The following is a 14,984-nucleotide window of genomic DNA, read 5'->3' on the forward strand; positions in this document are numbered from 1 at the left end:
GCCCCTGGAGTTCCCCCCACATGAAATGGCTACTCGCCCTGCTGCTGGCAGGGTCCGCCCACGCCCAGACCCTCAACTACATCGGCCAGCAGATCGTGCCCAACAGCCCGATCTTTCGCGGCTTGCCGGTGGGTGGCCTGTCCAGCATCGACTACGTGCAGGCGACCGGCCGCTACCTGGCCATCTGCGATGACCGCAGCGACCGCGGGCCGGCGCGCTTCTACGAGCTGGCCCTGGACTTAGCCAAATTCCGCCGCAGCGCCAGCCCCGGCGACGCGGGCGTGAGCTGGGTCAACATGACCACCATCCTCGACCTCGACGGCCAGCCCTTTGGCCGCAACATGGTCGACCCCGAGAGCCTGCGCCTGGACACCCGGCGCAACCTCATCTACTGGAGCAACGAGGGCCAACGCACCTCGGGCGCCATGCAGAACCCGACCGTGCGCCGCATGACGGTCGACGGCAAGCCGGCCGGCGAGTTCCCGGTGCCGAGCTACTACAACCCGTCCGGCAGCGCCGCCGGCATCGCGGCCGGCGACGTCGGCGTCTACAACAACCTCGCCTTCGAGAGCATCGCCATCACGCCCGACGGCAAGACGGTGTGGACGATGAGCGAGAACGGCCTGGCCCAGGACAGCCTGCCCACGGCGGTGGGCCGCGGCAGCCGCGCGCGCATGCTGTCCTTCGACCTGGAAAGCGGCAAGGCCGGCGCCGAATACATCTACGACGTCGGCCCCGTGCCGTTCGCGCCGGCCCGCCAGGGCGACTTCGCCACCAACGGCGTGCCCGACATGCTGGCCCTGTCGGCCCACGAGTTCATCGTCATCGAGCGGGCCTTCGCCGTCGGCGCCGTGACGCCTGGTGTCGCGGCCCTCACCAAGCAGCCCACCAGCAACACCATCAAGCTCTACCTCATCGACACCCGTGGCGCCACCGACGTGGCGGGCTGGCCCAGCATCAAGGGCCGCGAGGTGGTGCCGGTCAAGCGGGCGATGCTGCTGGACCTGTCCTCGCTGAAGAACGACGACGGCAGCGTGCTGGCCCTGGACAACATCGAGGGCATCACCTTCGGGCCTGTGGTCGACGGCAAGCGCACGCTGATCCTCGTGTCCGACAACAACTTCAACCCCGCGCAGTTCACGCAGTTCGTCGCCTTCACGATCGAAGGTACCCTGCCCTGATGCATCCCGTCCCGTGGCGCGCCTACGCGCTGCTGGCCGCCAGCACCAGCCTGGTCGGCAGCTACGTCGGCCTGTCCAAGCTGCTGGTCGCTGCCTTCCCCGTCTTCCTGCTGGCCGGCCTGCGCTTCGGCTTCGCGGCCGTGCTGATGCTGCCCTGGCTGAAGAAGCCGGCGCACGAGGCACCGCTGGACGCACGCTCACGCTGGCTGCTTTTCCTCGAGTCGTTCCTCGGCAACTTCCTGTTCTCGATCTGCATGCTGTTCGGCCTGCGGCAGAGCTCGGCCGTCGTCGCCGGCGTCATCCTGGCTGGCATCCCGGCGGCGGTGGCGCTGCTGAGCTGGGCCTTCTTGCGCGAGCGGCTCGGTGGCCGCGTGCTGGCGGGCATCGCCTGTGCGGTGGGCGGCATCGCGCTGGTAGCCACGGGCAAGCAGGGCGGCGCCGAGACGACGCCGCTGGGCGCGCTGCTGCTGCTTGCCGCAGTGTTCTGCGAGGGCTGCTACGTCGTCATCGGCAAGAAGCTCACGGCCGGCCTGGGGCCGAAGCGCATCAGCGCGCTCATCAACCTCTGGGGCCTGGTGCTCGTCACGCCACTGGCCGTCTGGCAGGCCTTGAGCTTCGACTTCAGCGCACCCCGCGCGCTCGACTGGGGCCTGCTCGTCTACTACGCAGCCACGGCCAGCGTCATCACCGTCTGGCTGTGGATGGCCGGCCTGCAGGGCCTGCCCGCTGCCAAGGCCGGCGTGTTCATGGTGTTCCTGCCCATCAGCACCGCGCTGATCGGGCTGCTTCTGGGCGAAAGCATCTCTGCCGTCCAGGGGGTGGCCTATGGCCTGGCCTTATTGGGCGTGTTGCTGGCGACATGGCCGGCAAGGGCCGTGCCTCGTTAGCATGTCGGGATGTCTCTGGAAGCCGACCTTGCGCGCTGGCGCGAGCACCTCAGCCGTTTCGCCGCCCTGCTGGGCGACCCGCCCGACCACCAGGCCGCGCCCGGCCGCGAGGCCAGCGCTGGCCACTGCCTGATCTTTGCGCCCCATCCGGACGATGAATGCATCGTCGGGGCGCTGCCATTGCGGCTGCAGCAGGAGGCCGGCTGGCGTGTCAGCAACGTCGCCGTCACGCTGGGCAGCAACCCGGAGCGCCGCGAGTCGCGCTGGGCCGAACTGCAGGACGCCTGCGGCGTGCTCGGCTTCGACTGCATCCGCGTGGGCGCCGAAGGCCTGTCGGACGTGCGCGCCGACACGGCCGAGCGCGAGCCTGCCCTGTGGGCTGCCCATGTCGCTGCCATCGCCGCGCTGCTGGTGGCGCACCGCCCTGCCCTCGTGCTGGCGCCGCATGCGCTGGACGACAACCCCAGCCACCGCGGCGTCTACCGCCTCGTCATCGAGGCCCTGGCCGCGGCGCGGCTGGACACGGTGCTGGCCCACACCGAGTTCTGGTCCACGCAATCGGCGCCCAACGCCCTCGTGCAGACCGGCATCGCCGACACGGCCCGGCTGATTGCCGCGCTGGAACGCCACACCGGCGAGATCGAACGCAACCCCTATCACCTGCGCCTGCCGGCCTTCCTGGCCGACGCCGTGCGCCGCGGCGGCGAGCTGGTGCAAGGTGCCGGTGAGGCACCGCCCGACTTCGCCTTCGCCACCTGCTACCGCCTCGTCGCCTACCGCGCCGGCCAGCCCGTCGCCGAACTGCCGCGCCGCGTCTACCCTGCCGGCCAGGCCCTGTCTTCCGCCCTGCTCACGTCATGACCACACCGACCCACATCCGCGTCCACCAGTTCGCCGGCCTCCAGCCCGGCCCGCGCATCCTCGTGACCGGCGCAGTCCATGGCAACGAGATCCACGGCACCAAGGCCATGGCCGAGATCATTCGTCAGCTCGACGCCGGCGAGCTGACGCTCAAGCGCGGCACGCTGACGCTGGTGCCCATCGTCAACCCGCTGGCCCACCAGCTGAACCGCCGCGAGGGCGACCGCAACCTCAACCGCAACCTGCGCCCGCCCGTCATCGCGCACGACTTCGAGGACAGCATCGCCCGCGTGCTGTGCCCGCTGATCGCCCAGCACGACGGCATCCTCGACCTGCACAGCTTCCAGGGCCAAGGCCCCGCCTTCGCCATGATCGGCCCGCGCAACAACAGCGGTGAGCTGGAGCCCTTCTCGCAGGAAGCCACCGAGTCGGGCCTGGCCGCGGCGCTCGGCGTGACGCGCATCGTCGAGGGTTGGCTCTCCACCTACGCGCTTGGCCTGCAGCGCCGCCAGCAGCGCGAGCACGACGGCTCGCGCCGCGCGACCCTGATCTCCGACCCGCACTACGGCGTCGGCACCACCGAATACATGCGCTCCACCGGCGGCTGGGCCATCACGCTGGAATGCGGCCAGCATCTGGACCCGAACGGCCCCGAGGTGGCGCGCCTGGCCATCCTGCGCGCCCTCGTCTTCCTGGGCATGCTGGACGAGAGCGCCGTCGAGCCACATCGCCCGGCGCAACCGCCGGAGCTGCTGCAGCTCTACGACGTCATCGACCGCGAGGCCGAGGGCGACCAGTTCGAGCAAACCTGGGCCAGCTTCGATGCCATCGAGGCCGGCCAGCGCATCGGCACCCGCGCCAGCGGTGAGGCCGTGCTGGCGCCGAGCGAGGGGCGCATCGTGTTCCCGAACACCAAGTCGCTGCCCGGTACCGAATGGTTCTACCTGGCGAGGCCGAGCGACCGCCAGCTGTGAGCCCATGAAGCTGCTGCCGGCGCTGCTGATGCTGCTGGCCGCACTGCCAGCAGCAGCTCATGCGGCCACGCCGGCGCCGCTGGTCGTCACCATTCCCTACATGGAGCGCGAGGCGCCGCACCGCGCCTATGCCGACGAGCTGCTCACGCTCGCGCTGGAACTGTCGCGCGACAAGTACGGCCCCTACCGCGTCGTCCAGCAGCGCGAGGAGACCGTCATCCGCCGCCAGCTGCTGGAGCTGGAGAAAGGCAGCAACCTGTCCGTGGCCGTGGCCATGCCGACGCAGGAATGGCTGGACAGCGCGCTGCCGGTGCGCGTGCCCATCATGCGCGGCCTGGCCAGCTTCCGGTTCTTCCTTGGGCGGCAGAGCGAGCTGCCGCTGTACGAATCGGTCAAGACGGTTGACGACCTGCGGCGCTTGAGCATCGGCCAGGGCCCCGGCTGGTCCACCGCGCACATCCTCGAGGACAACGGCTTCAAGGTCGTCTACGGCGGCGCCCACCCCACGCTGATCCCGATGCTGCATTCGGGGCGCTTCCAGCTGCTGATGCGCGGCATCTACGAGGTCGAGCCCGAACTGCGCGCCCAGCAGCAGGCTCACCCCGGCCTGCTCGTCGTCAACCAGTTCGCCGTCTACACCTACATGCCGATGTACTTCTTCGTCGCCAGGAACCAGCCTCTGCTGGCCGAGCGGCTGGAGTACGGGCTGAAGAAGGCCTATGCCAACGGGCAGGCCGACCGGCTCTTCAAGCGCAGCTTTGGCGACAGCCTCAAGCTGTTGCGCAACAAGCGCATGAAGATCTTCCACGTGCCCAACACCAACATCGACAAGAGCTTTTTCGAGCGCGACCGGCCGTACCTGCTGGACGCCGTGGTGGCGCTGGAGAACGATGGCCGCGCCCGGAACCCAGGCGCGGCCAAGCTTGGCGCTCGCGATTGACACAGGCCGCTGTCAGGGCGCCATGGCCTTGAGCAAGCGAACGGCCACGTCGCGCACAGCCTTGTCGGCCTTCACGTCCTCGCTGGCATTGCTGGTGACCAGCGCCGCGTCTTCACTGTCGGGCCTGAGCGCGATGAGCGCGAACCAGGCCTCGTTGCTGCCCGTGTGAGCCAGGTGGCGGGCGCTGACGCCGGCCATGCTGGCCTGCACGCGCCAACCCAGCGCGAACTTGCCGCCCTCACGCGCCACGGCATGCAGCAGCCGGTAGCTCTCGGCCTTCAACAGCTTGCCGCGGCCCTGCTCGCCGGCCATCTGGTCGATGGCGAAGCGCGCCCAGTCGTCCAGCGACATGTGGATGCCACCGGCCGGCGCGATCACCGCTGGGTTGTCGCCCGCCATGCCCTCGACGGGCTCGCCCGCCTTGTGCCCCAGCGGCTGGCCGCGGTGCGTGGCACCGAAGCCCGCGCTGCGCAGGCCCAGGGGCTCGAACAGCTCGCGCTGCATGAGGGTCTCGAAAGGCAGGCCGCTCGCGCGTTCGGCGACCACGCCGGCGATCACGAAGCCGTTGTTGGAATAACCGTCGCCAGCACCGCGTGCAAAGGCCGGGGCCTGCGCCAGTGCAAGCCGCGCGTAGGCCATGCGCTGGTCATGCAAGGGCCGCTTGTCCTGGTGGAAGGCGACTGCCCAGGATTCATCGATGTTGGCTTGCAGGCCGGACTGATGGGCGAGCAAGTCGCGCAAGGTCACGTCGCGGTACGCCGGTTGCATGTCCGCCGCCAACTCGGGCAGCAGGTGGCTCAGCGGTGCGTCCCACGACAGCAAGCCCCGCTCGACCAGGCGAGCCACCATGGTGGCCGTCATCGCCTTGCCGTTGGAGCCCAGGTGCCAGACGTCGCCGAGCTGAACGGGGTCGCTCCCACCCTGGGCACGCAGGCCCAGCACGGCACGCTCTGCCACCCGGCCCTGGCGGATCACGATGGCGCCCATGGCAGGCACCTGCGTGCCCGCCATGCCGGCCTTGAGCAGGGCCGGCAGGTCAATGGCTTGAGCGACGGGAACGCTGGACGCACCGGGCGCCGGCGCCTCGGCAGCGGCGGCATGCAAACTGACGACACTGCCCACGAGGGCGGCGCAAAGGGTCAAGGCCAGCGGCCAGGTTCTTTTCTTCATTGGGTTCCTGAGTGATCGAGGGCGGAGGGCAAGCGTCAGTGTGGCCAGGGGTGTCACGCGCAGCCACCGGTTGCCGACCAGACGCACCCTGGGCTGCATGGCCTGCATGCCCGCGAGATCGGCGGCTCTTGACCCAGAGTCGGCATCAGCGCCAAAGGGTTCAGCCGGCCGAAAACTTTTTTTGGGCGCACGTGAATCCTTTGAGGCCGTGCGCGCCTCTTGGTCAGGGTCATCCACCCCAACTCAGGACTGAACCCATCATGTTTTTCCTCAAGCGCAACCTGCCCACCTGGGAACGTGCCCTCCGCATCGCTGCCGGCGTCGTCATCGGCGCCGTGGTCTATGCCGGTTTGACCCAAGGTGTCATCACCATCGTGGCCATCGCCACCGCCGCCACACTGGTGCTGACGGCTTTTGTCGGCTTCTGCCCGGCCTGTGCCATGGTCGGGCGGCGTTACCTGGAGAAATGAACCCATGATCCGCGCCGATGCGCAATTGGTGGAGGCGGCGGCCCGCGGCGATGCGGGCGCGCTCTCCAACCTGCTGAGCGTCTGTCAGCCCGACCTCAAGCGGTTTGCGCGACGGACCTGCTCCACCACCGAGGACGCCGAGGACGCCGTGCAGGTGGCGCTGTGGCAGCTGTATCGGAAGATCGGCGCACTGCGCACGGTGGCCACCTTCGCGACCTGGATGTTCCGCATCGTCGAACGCGAGTGCTTCCGCCTGTACCGCGGCCGCAGCAAGGCGGAAGACCTGGACGACCTCGCGCCGCAAGACATGCCCTGCGCGCCGGAGCTACCCACGGACCTGCGCATGGACCTGGCACGAGCTATGGAGCGGCTGACCCCGCCTTACCGTGAGGTCCTGCTGCTGCGAGACGTCCATGAGCTCACGGCGCCGGAAGTCGCCGCTCAGCTGGGCTTGAGCCTGGAGGCGGTCAAGAGCCGCCTCCACCGGGCACGGGCCCAGGTGCGTGAACAGCTGCTGGCCAGCGGCTATTGGGAGAAGGACGGCGTGATGGAGCCCCTCACCTGCGAGCAGGGCAAAGGGTGAACCACGTTCGGCAGCACAACGGTGCCGCCGAACCGTGGCCGCTCACTGATTGACGTTGGCGCCGCGCCGGCTTGCCACGCGGGCCAGCAGGAACGCTGCGCCCAGGGCGGCCAGCAGCAGGGTGGAAGGCTCTGGAACGGGGCTCAGGTCCAGCACACCCCCCGTTTCCACGTAAGGCACGGGCACCGGCAGGCCCAGCGGATTGCCCAGCAGTTGGACGGTCGACGTCCCACTGCCCACCAGGCCAGCGAATGCGCCCGTACCGCCGATGGCCGTGAGCGTCAGGGCCAGCGGGGCGCCGAGGCTCGACGTCGTCGAGTTGATCAGCAGGCTGATGGAGTCGCCGGCCTTGCTGAGCGTCGCCGTACCCGTGCCGGTCAGCGTCACGGCGTTGAAATCGAACAGGGAACCGAGTTGCCAGCCGGCATCCCCGTTGACGACATAGGACGTCGAGGCGGGCAAGACCTCCAGCCCGGTGAAGAACGGGGGGGTCTGCGCGGGGCCGGTAACCGAACCGCTGCCGCTGAAGTTGACGGTGAGGGCCTGTGCGGGAAGACTCAGCAACGCAGCCGCGCACAACGCGATCCTGGCGCAGCCCTGAACCCGTGCCGAACCCATAGCCTTTGATGACATGAGCTTCTCCTGAAGACTTGGAGCGCTTGTGGTCACGACTCCGCCCAGCTCGCGCTCCTTCGCCGGACAGACTCATTGAGGCGGCGGCAATTGTGAAGAGACAGGGGCCAATCTGTCGAGTGGCTACGGCGCCCGGGGCTGCCATCCAGGTCAGGTCAACCCATCGTGCCGCGCGCCTGCATGGCCTCGCGCCAGCGGCGCAGGTGCGGGTGCTCGTCGCCCGGCTTGACCTTCACGACACGCGCAAAGTCCACCGCGACGACGGCCGTGATGTCCGCCAGGCTGAACTGCCCGGCGGCGATGAAGTCCCGCCCGGCCAGATGCTCGTTCAGCACCGCAAAGAAGGCCTGCACCCGCAGCAACCCGCGCTCGGCCAGCGCCGGGATCTGCGCGTAGTCCACCGGTCCCGACAGCGCGCGATTGGCCATCGCCGGGCTGCTGTTGCGAAAGGCCTCGGCAATCGCCAGCAAGCCCTCGAACTCGATGCGCCACTGCCAGCCCGCGATCTCGGCCTTGTCGAGCGGGCTGCGGCCCAGCAGCGGTGGCTCGGGGTATCGAGCCTCGATGTAGGCGGCGATCGCGGCGTTGTCAGTCAGCACGGGGCCTTCCTCTGTCACCAGCACCGGCACCGTGCATTGCGGGTTGATGCGCCGAAAGGCCTCGCCCATCTGCTCGCCATTGCGCAGGTCCACCTGCACCGTCTCGTGGGGCGCGCCCTTCTCGGCGAGCAGGATGCGGGCGCGGCGGGGGCTGGGCGCGGTGGCGCAGTCGTAGAGGGTAATCATGGCGTGGCGGTCAGTTTGTCCTGCGTCTTGGTGTCGAAATCGCTGGCCTCGTGGCGCTCGTGCAGCTGGCTGCTCGGCTCGCCCCAGGCGCGGTTGACCTTGCGGCCGCGCTTCACGGCCGGGCGCTGGGCGATCTCGTCGGCCCAGCGGATGACGTGGGTGTACTCGTGCACGGCCAGGAACTCGCCCGCCCCGTAGAGCTGGCCCTTGGCCAGCGCGCCGTACCAGGGCCAGTTGGCCATGTCGGCAATGCTGTAGCTTTCACCGGCCAGGTAGCGGCGCTCGGCCAAGTGGCGGTTCAGCACGTCGAGCTGGCGTTTGACCTCCATCGCGTAACGGTCGATGGGGTACTCCTGCTTGGTGGGCGCGTAAGCATAGAAATGGCCGAAACCGCCTCCCAGGAAGGGCGCGCTGCCCATCTGCCAGAACAGCCAGCTCAAGGCCTCGGCACGCGCCGCGCCCTCTTCGGGCAGGAACGCACCGCCGAACTTCTCGGACAGGTAGACGAGGATGGCGCCCGACTCGAATACCCGCACCGGTTCCGGCCCGCTGCGGTCCACGAGGGCGGGGATCTTGGAGTTGGGATTGGCCTCGACAAAGCCGTTGCCGAACTGCTCGCCCTCGTTGATGCGGATGAGCCAGGCGTCGTACTCCGCACCGGCATGGCCCAGTGCCAGCAGCTCCTCCAGCATCACCGTGACCTTCACGCCGTTGGGCGTGGCCAGCGAGTAGAGCTGCAGCGGGTGGCGGCCGACGGGCAGCGCCTTGTCATGCGTGGCGCCGGCCACCGGGCGGTTGATGCTGGCGAACTGGCCGCCGGAAGGCTTGTTCCAGGCCCAAACCTGGGGCGGGGTGTAGGGGTCGGTCATGCGAGTGAGCTTTGCGTTGGCGATACCGCCACGGTAACCACGCCCGCATGTACCCGGAAGCCGTACGGCCTTCCGGGGCCTCGCGATCAGCCCGCCAAGGCCAGCGCAAAGGCCTGCTTGCCATTGCGTTTGACGTGATACAGGGCGTCGTCGGCCGCTCTCACCAGGGTCTGTGCATTCATGCCGTGCGATGGGAGGCAGGCCACGCCGATGCTGACGCCGACCCTGACCTCCTCGCCCGTAGACAGCCGGATGGGCAGGGAGAGGCCGTCGAGCAGGGCACGCATGACCTGGATCAGCACCGCGTCTTCGGGGCCGACATCGCGCAGCGTGATGAGGAACTCGTCGCCACCGAGCCGCGCCACGAGGTCGGAAGAGCGCCGCACGGCCGCGCGCATGCGCTCGGCACACGCGACCAGGACCTCGTCGCCGCTCTGGTGCCCATGGCTGTCGTTGATCTGCTTGAAACCGTCCAGGTCGATGCAAAGCACGCTGAGCGCAGCGCCACGCGAAGCAGCCTCGGCAATGAAGCGCTCCAGCGTGGCCTGCCCGGCCGCGCGGTTCTTCAGCTGGGTCAGGTCGTCATGCTCGGCGCGGTGGCGCACCTCGTTCTCGTCGCTCTTGCGCTCGGTGATGTCGTAGATGACGCCCTCGACCGTCTGGCCGCCCGCATGCTGGACCGAGATCAGGCAATGCACCCAGCGCCTGTCTTCGCCCAGCTGCACCAGCTCCAGGTCGGCCGACATGGTCTCGCCGCGCGCCGAGGCCTCGTCGATCATCTGGCGGACCTGCTCGGGCCGGTTGAAGACGCGGGTGATGAAGTCGTCCTCGCTGAGGGTGCGCAGCTCGTCCATGGACAGGCCCACCACGCGCGAGACGGTCGGGTTGCCGTTGATCAGCCGGCCGCTCTCGTTGAGCACGAAGATGCCTGCGCTGCTGGAGTCGAAGATCTGGCGGTACTGGGCCTCCATGGCCTCGACCTCAGCGCGCAGGCTGCGCTCGGTCTGCAGCGCGCGCTCGTTGGAGTCGAGCAGCGAGTTCGCGCCGGCGATCAGCACGCCGATCTCGTCGGCCGCGTGGCTTGCGGGCGTCTCCAGCCGCTCGCCGGAACCGGGCGTCATGCGCCGCAGCGCGCTGGCCAGGCGCACGATGGGCCGCGACACCATGCGTGCGGCCAGCAGATACAGGATCAGCGCCAGCAACGCCGCCTGGCCGGCCATGGCCGCCGCCAGCGTATAGGCCTCGCGGTCGGCGTCGGCCTGCACCTTGGCGTCGTTCAGGCGGATGCGCAGCTGCCCCAGGCGCTCGTTGGCATCGAAGGGCGACACCAGCGGCCGTGTCAGCAGCGTCGCGTCCAGCCGCTCGGTAGCGCCGGTGCGCAGCACCTTCGCCAGCGCCCGGCCATCGGCCGCCACCACCTCGACGACGTCGACCAGCTCGTTGCGCGCCAGGCCGCCCGCCACCTCCTGCAGCAGCACCGCGTCGTTGGCGAACGCGCCGATGGACAGCGTCTTCTCGACGGCCAAGGCCAGCGCCTCGACACTGCTGCGGCTGCTGGCCAGCGCACGCGCCTGCCCGAGCTGGTAGGCGATGGTGGCCGCAATGACGGCCAGCAGCGCCGCACTCGCGAACACCAGCAGCATGAAGCGCAGCTGCAGGCTGTTGGCGCCACGCACGCGCGGCGTCGGCGCCCTCATTTGGCCGGCTCTTTGATGACCAGCACCGTGCGCAGGCCAGCCTCGGTCGGCTCCTTGCTGAGCCAGCCCAGGGCGCTCGGGTTGCGGCGCAGGATGCCGGCCATGGCGGTTTCGTCCGGCAGGGACTGGGGCGGTGCGCTCTGGCCGGAGAACATCAGCCGCGACCAGTAGCTGTTGACCTGGGCCACGCTCATGCCAGTCAGGGCCTGGTAGAACGCGGCGCGGCGCGGGTTGTCGCGCGGCAGGTCGAAGATCAATGCGAAGTCGCCGTTCGCAAACGCCCGACTGCGGCCCATGAAGAGGTCGACAGCCTCCTTCTGCGTCAGGCTGCGCTGCGGGTTGCTGGCGTGCACGACGATGTAGAAATCGGCCTGCGCCGGCAAGGCCAGGGCCAGCAGGAGGGGGGCGAGCAGCTTGCGGAGGGCCATGGCTTCAGAAGATGAAGTCCACAACGGCCGTCGCCACGCGGGCACGGCCACTGTCGGCGGTTCCATGGCTCCACAGCGCGGCGCCATTGGAGGAGACATGGATCTCGTCCCATTGCAGCTTCAGCGCCGCCTGCGGATGGAAGTCCCAGCGCGCGCCGACCGACCAGCTTGACTGGTTGAGCCGCGAGGCGTTGAAAGCCTGTGTTGCACCGGCACCCAGCCCCTGGGCCTGGGCGGCACCGATGGGCCCCAGCACGGGCGTCAGCACCGCCAGCCAGGAGGGCAGCGCCAGAGGATCGCCCGACGTGCGTACGCGGCCAACGCCGGCATAGGGCGTCCAGTCGCCGGTGCGACGGCCCACCATCAGCGCCATCGACGTCTGCGAGGTCAGCGGCTTGGCGGACACGCGCACGATCTCGGCGCTCCATTGCCAGTCGGCCAGTTCCTGGCGCGCGCCGATCTCGGTGAAGCTGCCCCAGATGCCGCCGATGTCCAGGCGCTGCCGCAGCGTGGCGGCCTGCTCGGCCACGGGTGGCACCGGCAGCGCAGCCAACTGGCCCAAGGCGGCCAGCACGGGCGGCAACCGGTCGCTGTGGCTCTGGATGCGGCCACGGGCAAAACTCGCGCGCACCAACAACCCGCCCTCCTCGCGCGACACCATGGCGCCGGCGACCGAATGCAGCTCGCTGGCCTTGACCTCGCTCACATCGCCGAAGCGCGTGCCGCCGTACATCAGCTTCACGCGCCATTGCGCATCGCCACTGAGCCAGCTGCGCGCGATGTCCACGCCGTCCAGCGTCGTCGGCAGCAGGCCGTAGAGCTCCACCTGGGGCCGCGCCATCGTGAAGCCATAGCCCACGTTGCGGTAGTCGGCCATCAGGAAGGCATCGACGTTCACCCGCCCCAGCCGCAAGGCCCAGTCGGCCGTCGGCCGGTAGCTCAAGTAAGCCCATTCCAGGGCGTCACCATCGACGGCACGGGCCCCGCGCTTTTTCAGGATGGCCTGGGCCACCAGTTCGAACTGGGCGCTCGGGGCGTAGTTCAGCTGCACGCCCAGCCGGGTGTCGACGTCACCGCGCAGGTTGGCACTGCTACCCGCCTGGTTCAGCTCGCGCCGGAAGCCCCAGCCGGCGGGGGCATCCACGTAGCTCGCACCCAGGCTGCCAAAGCCGCTGATCCGCACCGCGGACTGCGCACGCTCGCCCTCGGCCTGCGCCTGCACCTGGGTGGCGGCCACGCAGAGCAAGCCAGCAAACAGGCGGCAAAGGAGGTGGTGCATCGTGGCGGCGATCACAAGCAGTAATGGCGCATTGATTATTAGCGCCCGCCGCGGCTCCATGGAACAGATCTGAGGGTCCGGAAGCACAAACCAATCACGCTAGCGCCAACCTTGCAAGCGATGGGGGAAGCCCAGCCGCCGGACAATTGCGGCCCATGCGTATCGACTTCATCTCCGACATCGTCTGCCCCTGGTGTGCCATCGGCCTGTATTCGCTGGAAGCAGCGGCCGCCCGCATCCCCGGGCTGGAACTGGACCTGCACTTCCACCCCTTCGAGCTCAACCCCGGCATGAAGCCCGAGGGCCAGGACATCGAGGAGCATCTGGCCGAAAAGTACGGCGCCAGCCCCGCAGCGCTAGCCGGCACCCGCCAGGCCATCCGCGAGCGCGGCGCAGCCCTGGGCTTCGAGTTCAGCATGCAGGCGCGCAGCCGCATCTACAACACGCGCGACGCCCATCGCCTGCTGCACTGGGCCGACGAGGCCTTCGGCGCGGCCGTGCAACGCACGCTGAAGGTCGCACTGCTGAAGGCCTACTTCACCGAAGGCCGGGATGTGTCCAGCCACGAGGTGCTGCTGAGCCTGGCCACCGCCGCCGGCCTGCCTGAAGCCGAGGCCCGCGAGCTGCTCGCGGGCGACCGCTATGCCGACGAGGTGACCGCCGCCGAAGCCGAGGTGCATGCCCAGGGCATCCACGCCGTGCCGGCCATCATCGTCAACCAGCAACACCTGATCCAGGGCGGCCAGTCGGTCGAGGTCTTCGAGCAGCTGCTGCGCCAGGTGATGACCCAACCGGCCTGAGCAGGCGCGATGCCCCCTCCGGAGGGGGTGCGGGGGCGCGGGCGCGTCGCTAGGCTGGGCTCCTTCTCAGGGAGCCCGTCATGAAGAAGCACCTCGTCCTGCCCGGCCTGCTCGCGGCGACCGCCGCCCTGGCAGGCACGCCCACCGCCGACACGCCCTTCTACCTGCGCCAGAACAACAGCGCCAACAGCGGCAACTTCGCCACCGGCGACCTCCTCGTCTGGGGTGTGCTGAACGTGAAGGCACCCGCCGACGACCCGTCGGCCGTCGTCTATGGCTTTGCCGCCAACTGCCCGACCGGCAAGACCTGCGACTCCCTCGCGACCGACCCCGACTGGCTCAAGCAACGCCTCTACGAGCGCGACTGGACGGCCCTGCCCCACCAGTACTTCGCCTCCAGGCCCTACGACGCCAGCCTCCCCGGCAGTTGGCGCATGCTGCTGTCGACGAATGCCGACTTCAGCAATTCGGCCACCTACACCTCACCCAGCCTCGGCAACGTCGGCGCCATGCCCTTCGTCAGCTCGATGACGGTCAGCGGCTCGGGCCTGACGCCCACCATCAGCTGGACGCTGCCCGCCAACTCGCCGGTGAGCATCGACCAGATGCGCATCCGCGTGCAGGACACCAGCCACCCGGTCACCGTCTATTCCCGGGCCGTCGACAACCACAGCTTCCAGCAGGCCGACCTGATCTGGAACAGCCCCGTGGTGTCAGGCCCCAACCTCACGCTGCCCGCCGGGCTGCTGCAGTACGGCACGCACTATTCCATCGGCATCGACCTGACCAACACGCGCAGTGACGGCTCCCCGCTCTCTCGCTCCACCTCCTATTTCGACTTCACGCCCATCGACCCGGCCACGCTGCCCGCCGGCGTGGGCAACATCGCCCTGCCCACCCTCACCCCAGTACAAACCACCAGCGGCCTGCTGGCCGGCCCCGTCTACGGCTTCAACGTCGGCAGCGTCGGCCCCGGCCACATCACCTTCATCGACCCCGTCGTCGCCACCGGCTTCAGCTACGCGACCGGCGCCGGCGACCCCAATTTCAAGGCCGTGCAGGTGGCCAGCAACGTGGGCGACGGGCTTTACGAGGTCTGGACCTGGGATGGCAGCGCCTGGCAGCAGGCCAGCAGCGCCCTGGCCGCCGGCACCAGCTTCGACTTCACGGCCCACGGCTTCGCCGCCGGCGTGGATCGCTTCCAGATCCGCGGCATCGAGGAATCCGCGGGCGTCAACGCGTTCGACGTGACCGGCTTCGTCACCGGCCTGAGCTTCGTGGCCGACGGCAGCTTCACCGGCACCATGCAGGCCATCACCGCCGACGTACCCGAGCCGGCCACCTGGGCACTGTGGCTGGCGGGTGCCGCGGGGCTGCTGACATGGCGCCGCCGTCGGACCTGAGACAATGGGCGCCTGTTTCCGAAG

General features: G+C 69.1%; 16 protein-coding genes. 9 read left to right on the forward strand and 7 right to left on the reverse strand.

What is annotated here, in order from left to right; translation table 11 throughout:
- Positions 1–20: 20 nt before the first annotated feature.
- The 5 genes from AC07V5_RS26970 to AC07V5_RS26990 are packed head-to-tail and all read left to right on the forward strand — an operon-like array spanning position 21 to position 4,843.
- A complete protein-coding gene (locus AC07V5_RS26970) occupies positions 21–1,181 on the forward strand; it encodes an esterase-like activity of phytase family protein (RefSeq protein ID WP_495118706.1) in 1,161 nt (386 codons plus the stop codon).
- Entirely contained in the window at positions 1,181–2,068 is an 888-nt protein-coding gene (locus tag AC07V5_RS26975; protein WP_495118707.1) for a DMT family transporter, read from the forward strand. The genes AC07V5_RS26970 and AC07V5_RS26975 overlap by 1 nt, the downstream gene beginning before the upstream one ends.
- Before the next feature lie 9 nt (positions 2,069–2,077).
- On the forward strand, positions 2,078–2,929 hold the full coding sequence (locus tag AC07V5_RS26980; RefSeq protein ID WP_495118708.1) for a PIG-L deacetylase family protein: 852 nt from the start codon (positions 2,078–2,080) through the stop codon (positions 2,927–2,929).
- Positions 2,926–3,903 carry a succinylglutamate desuccinylase/aspartoacylase family protein gene (locus tag AC07V5_RS26985; RefSeq protein WP_495118709.1) on the forward strand — a complete coding sequence of 326 codons (978 nt, stop codon included), beginning with the start codon at positions 2,926–2,928 and terminating at the stop codon, positions 3,901–3,903. The genes AC07V5_RS26980 and AC07V5_RS26985 overlap by 4 nt, the downstream gene beginning before the upstream one ends.
- A 4-nt stretch (positions 3,904–3,907) precedes the next feature.
- Positions 3,908–4,843: a hypothetical protein gene (locus tag AC07V5_RS26990; RefSeq protein WP_495118710.1), complete on the forward strand. Its 936-nt coding sequence runs from the start codon at positions 3,908–3,910 to the stop codon at positions 4,841–4,843.
- Positions 4,844–4,855: 12 nt separating this feature from the next.
- Here the strand turns inward: AC07V5_RS26990 and AC07V5_RS26995 are convergent, their stop codons facing one another.
- The gene (locus AC07V5_RS26995) at positions 4,856–6,013 is read right to left on the reverse strand and encodes a serine hydrolase domain-containing protein (RefSeq protein WP_495118711.1); all 1,158 of its coding nucleotides are present in this window, start codon (positions 6,011–6,013) and stop codon (positions 4,856–4,858) included.
- 260 nt (positions 6,014–6,273) lie between these two features.
- Here AC07V5_RS26995 and AC07V5_RS27000 point away from each other — a divergent pair, with 260 nt between their 5' ends.
- Positions 6,274–6,483, forward strand: a complete 210-nt coding sequence (locus AC07V5_RS27000; protein ID WP_495118712.1) for a YgaP family membrane protein — start codon at positions 6,274–6,276, stop codon at positions 6,481–6,483.
- A 4-nt stretch (positions 6,484–6,487) separates the two neighbouring features.
- Entirely contained in the window at positions 6,488–7,066 is a 579-nt protein-coding gene (locus AC07V5_RS27005) for an RNA polymerase sigma factor (RefSeq protein ID WP_495118713.1), read from the forward strand.
- A 42-nt stretch (positions 7,067–7,108) separates the two neighbouring features.
- Here AC07V5_RS27005 and AC07V5_RS27010 read toward each other — a convergent pair whose 3' ends face one another.
- The 6 genes from AC07V5_RS27010 to AC07V5_RS27035 all read right to left on the reverse strand — a co-directional run bounded on the left by AC07V5_RS27010 (position 7,109) and on the right by AC07V5_RS27035 (position 12,757).
- On the reverse strand, positions 7,109–7,699 hold the full coding sequence (locus AC07V5_RS27010; RefSeq protein ID WP_495118714.1) for a PEP-CTERM sorting domain-containing protein: 591 nt from the start codon (positions 7,697–7,699) through the stop codon (positions 7,109–7,111).
- A gap of 155 nt (positions 7,700–7,854) precedes the next feature.
- Positions 7,855–8,484 carry a glutathione S-transferase family protein gene (locus AC07V5_RS27015; RefSeq protein ID WP_495118715.1) on the reverse strand — a complete coding sequence of 210 codons (630 nt, stop codon included), beginning with the start codon at positions 8,482–8,484 and terminating at the stop codon, positions 7,855–7,857.
- Positions 8,481–9,353, reverse strand: a complete 873-nt coding sequence (gene yghU / locus AC07V5_RS27020; RefSeq protein WP_495118716.1) for a glutathione-dependent disulfide-bond oxidoreductase — start codon at positions 9,351–9,353, stop codon at positions 8,481–8,483. The genes AC07V5_RS27015 and yghU overlap by 4 nt, the downstream gene beginning before the upstream one ends.
- Before the next feature lie 86 nt (positions 9,354–9,439).
- Positions 9,440–11,050: a diguanylate cyclase domain-containing protein gene (locus AC07V5_RS27025; RefSeq protein ID WP_495118717.1), complete on the reverse strand. Its 1,611-nt coding sequence runs from the start codon at positions 11,048–11,050 to the stop codon at positions 9,440–9,442.
- Entirely contained in the window at positions 11,047–11,478 is a 432-nt protein-coding gene (locus AC07V5_RS27030; RefSeq protein WP_495118718.1) for a hypothetical protein, read from the reverse strand. Before AC07V5_RS27030 ends, AC07V5_RS27025 begins: the two co-directional genes overlap by 4 nt.
- A 4-nt stretch (positions 11,479–11,482) precedes the next feature.
- Positions 11,483–12,757, reverse strand: coding sequence for a hypothetical protein (locus AC07V5_RS27035; protein ID WP_495118719.1), 1,275 nt, complete (start codon positions 12,755–12,757; stop codon positions 11,483–11,485).
- Positions 12,758–12,912: 155 nt separating this feature from the next.
- Here AC07V5_RS27035 and AC07V5_RS27040 point away from each other — a divergent pair, with 155 nt between their 5' ends.
- Both AC07V5_RS27040 and AC07V5_RS27045 read left to right on the forward strand, forming a co-directional pair.
- Positions 12,913–13,557, forward strand: coding sequence for a DsbA family oxidoreductase (locus AC07V5_RS27040; RefSeq protein ID WP_495118720.1), 645 nt, complete (start codon positions 12,913–12,915; stop codon positions 13,555–13,557).
- 80 nt (positions 13,558–13,637) lie between these two features.
- The gene (locus tag AC07V5_RS27045; protein ID WP_495118721.1) at positions 13,638–14,960 is read left to right on the forward strand and encodes a PEP-CTERM sorting domain-containing protein; all 1,323 of its coding nucleotides are present in this window, start codon (positions 13,638–13,640) and stop codon (positions 14,958–14,960) included.
- Positions 14,961–14,984 lie beyond the last annotated feature (24 nt).

The organism is Roseateles sp. GW821-FHT02E12 (assembly GCF_059421665.1).

What these genes read in the sequence shown, in the direction of transcription:
- AC07V5_RS26970 (WP_495118706.1), top strand. Translation starts at nt 21, where the DNA reads ATGAAATGGCTACTCGCCCTGCTGCTGGCAGGGTCCGCCCACGCCCAG.
- AC07V5_RS26975 (WP_495118707.1), top strand. Translation starts at nt 1,181, where the DNA reads ATGCATCCCGTCCCGTGGCGCGCCTACGCGCTGCTGGCCGCCAGCACC.
- AC07V5_RS26980 (WP_495118708.1), top strand. Translation starts at nt 2,078, where the DNA reads ATGTCTCTGGAAGCCGACCTTGCGCGCTGGCGCGAGCACCTCAGCCGT.
- AC07V5_RS26985 (WP_495118709.1), top strand. Translation starts at nt 2,926, where the DNA reads ATGACCACACCGACCCACATCCGCGTCCACCAGTTCGCCGGCCTCCAG.
- AC07V5_RS26990 (WP_495118710.1), top strand. Translation starts at nt 3,908, where the DNA reads ATGAAGCTGCTGCCGGCGCTGCTGATGCTGCTGGCCGCACTGCCAGCA.
- AC07V5_RS26995 (WP_495118711.1), bottom strand. Translation starts at nt 6,013, where the DNA reads ATGAAGAAAAGAACCTGGCCGCTGGCCTTGACCCTTTGCGCCGCCCTC.
- AC07V5_RS27000 (WP_495118712.1), top strand. Translation starts at nt 6,274, where the DNA reads ATGTTTTTCCTCAAGCGCAACCTGCCCACCTGGGAACGTGCCCTCCGC.
- AC07V5_RS27005 (WP_495118713.1), top strand. Translation starts at nt 6,488, where the DNA reads ATGATCCGCGCCGATGCGCAATTGGTGGAGGCGGCGGCCCGCGGCGAT.
- AC07V5_RS27010 (WP_495118714.1), bottom strand. Translation starts at nt 7,699, where the DNA reads ATGTCATCAAAGGCTATGGGTTCGGCACGGGTTCAGGGCTGCGCCAGG.
- AC07V5_RS27015 (WP_495118715.1), bottom strand. Translation starts at nt 8,484, where the DNA reads ATGATTACCCTCTACGACTGCGCCACCGCGCCCAGCCCCCGCCGCGCC.
- yghU (WP_495118716.1), bottom strand. Translation starts at nt 9,353, where the DNA reads ATGACCGACCCCTACACCCCGCCCCAGGTTTGGGCCTGGAACAAGCCT.
- AC07V5_RS27025 (WP_495118717.1), bottom strand. Translation starts at nt 11,050, where the DNA reads ATGAGGGCGCCGACGCCGCGCGTGCGTGGCGCCAACAGCCTGCAGCTG.
- AC07V5_RS27030 (WP_495118718.1), bottom strand. Translation starts at nt 11,478, where the DNA reads ATGGCCCTCCGCAAGCTGCTCGCCCCCCTCCTGCTGGCCCTGGCCTTG.
- AC07V5_RS27035 (WP_495118719.1), bottom strand. Translation starts at nt 12,757, where the DNA reads ATGCACCACCTCCTTTGCCGCCTGTTTGCTGGCTTGCTCTGCGTGGCC.
- AC07V5_RS27040 (WP_495118720.1), top strand. Translation starts at nt 12,913, where the DNA reads ATGCGTATCGACTTCATCTCCGACATCGTCTGCCCCTGGTGTGCCATC.
- AC07V5_RS27045 (WP_495118721.1), top strand. Translation starts at nt 13,638, where the DNA reads ATGAAGAAGCACCTCGTCCTGCCCGGCCTGCTCGCGGCGACCGCCGCC.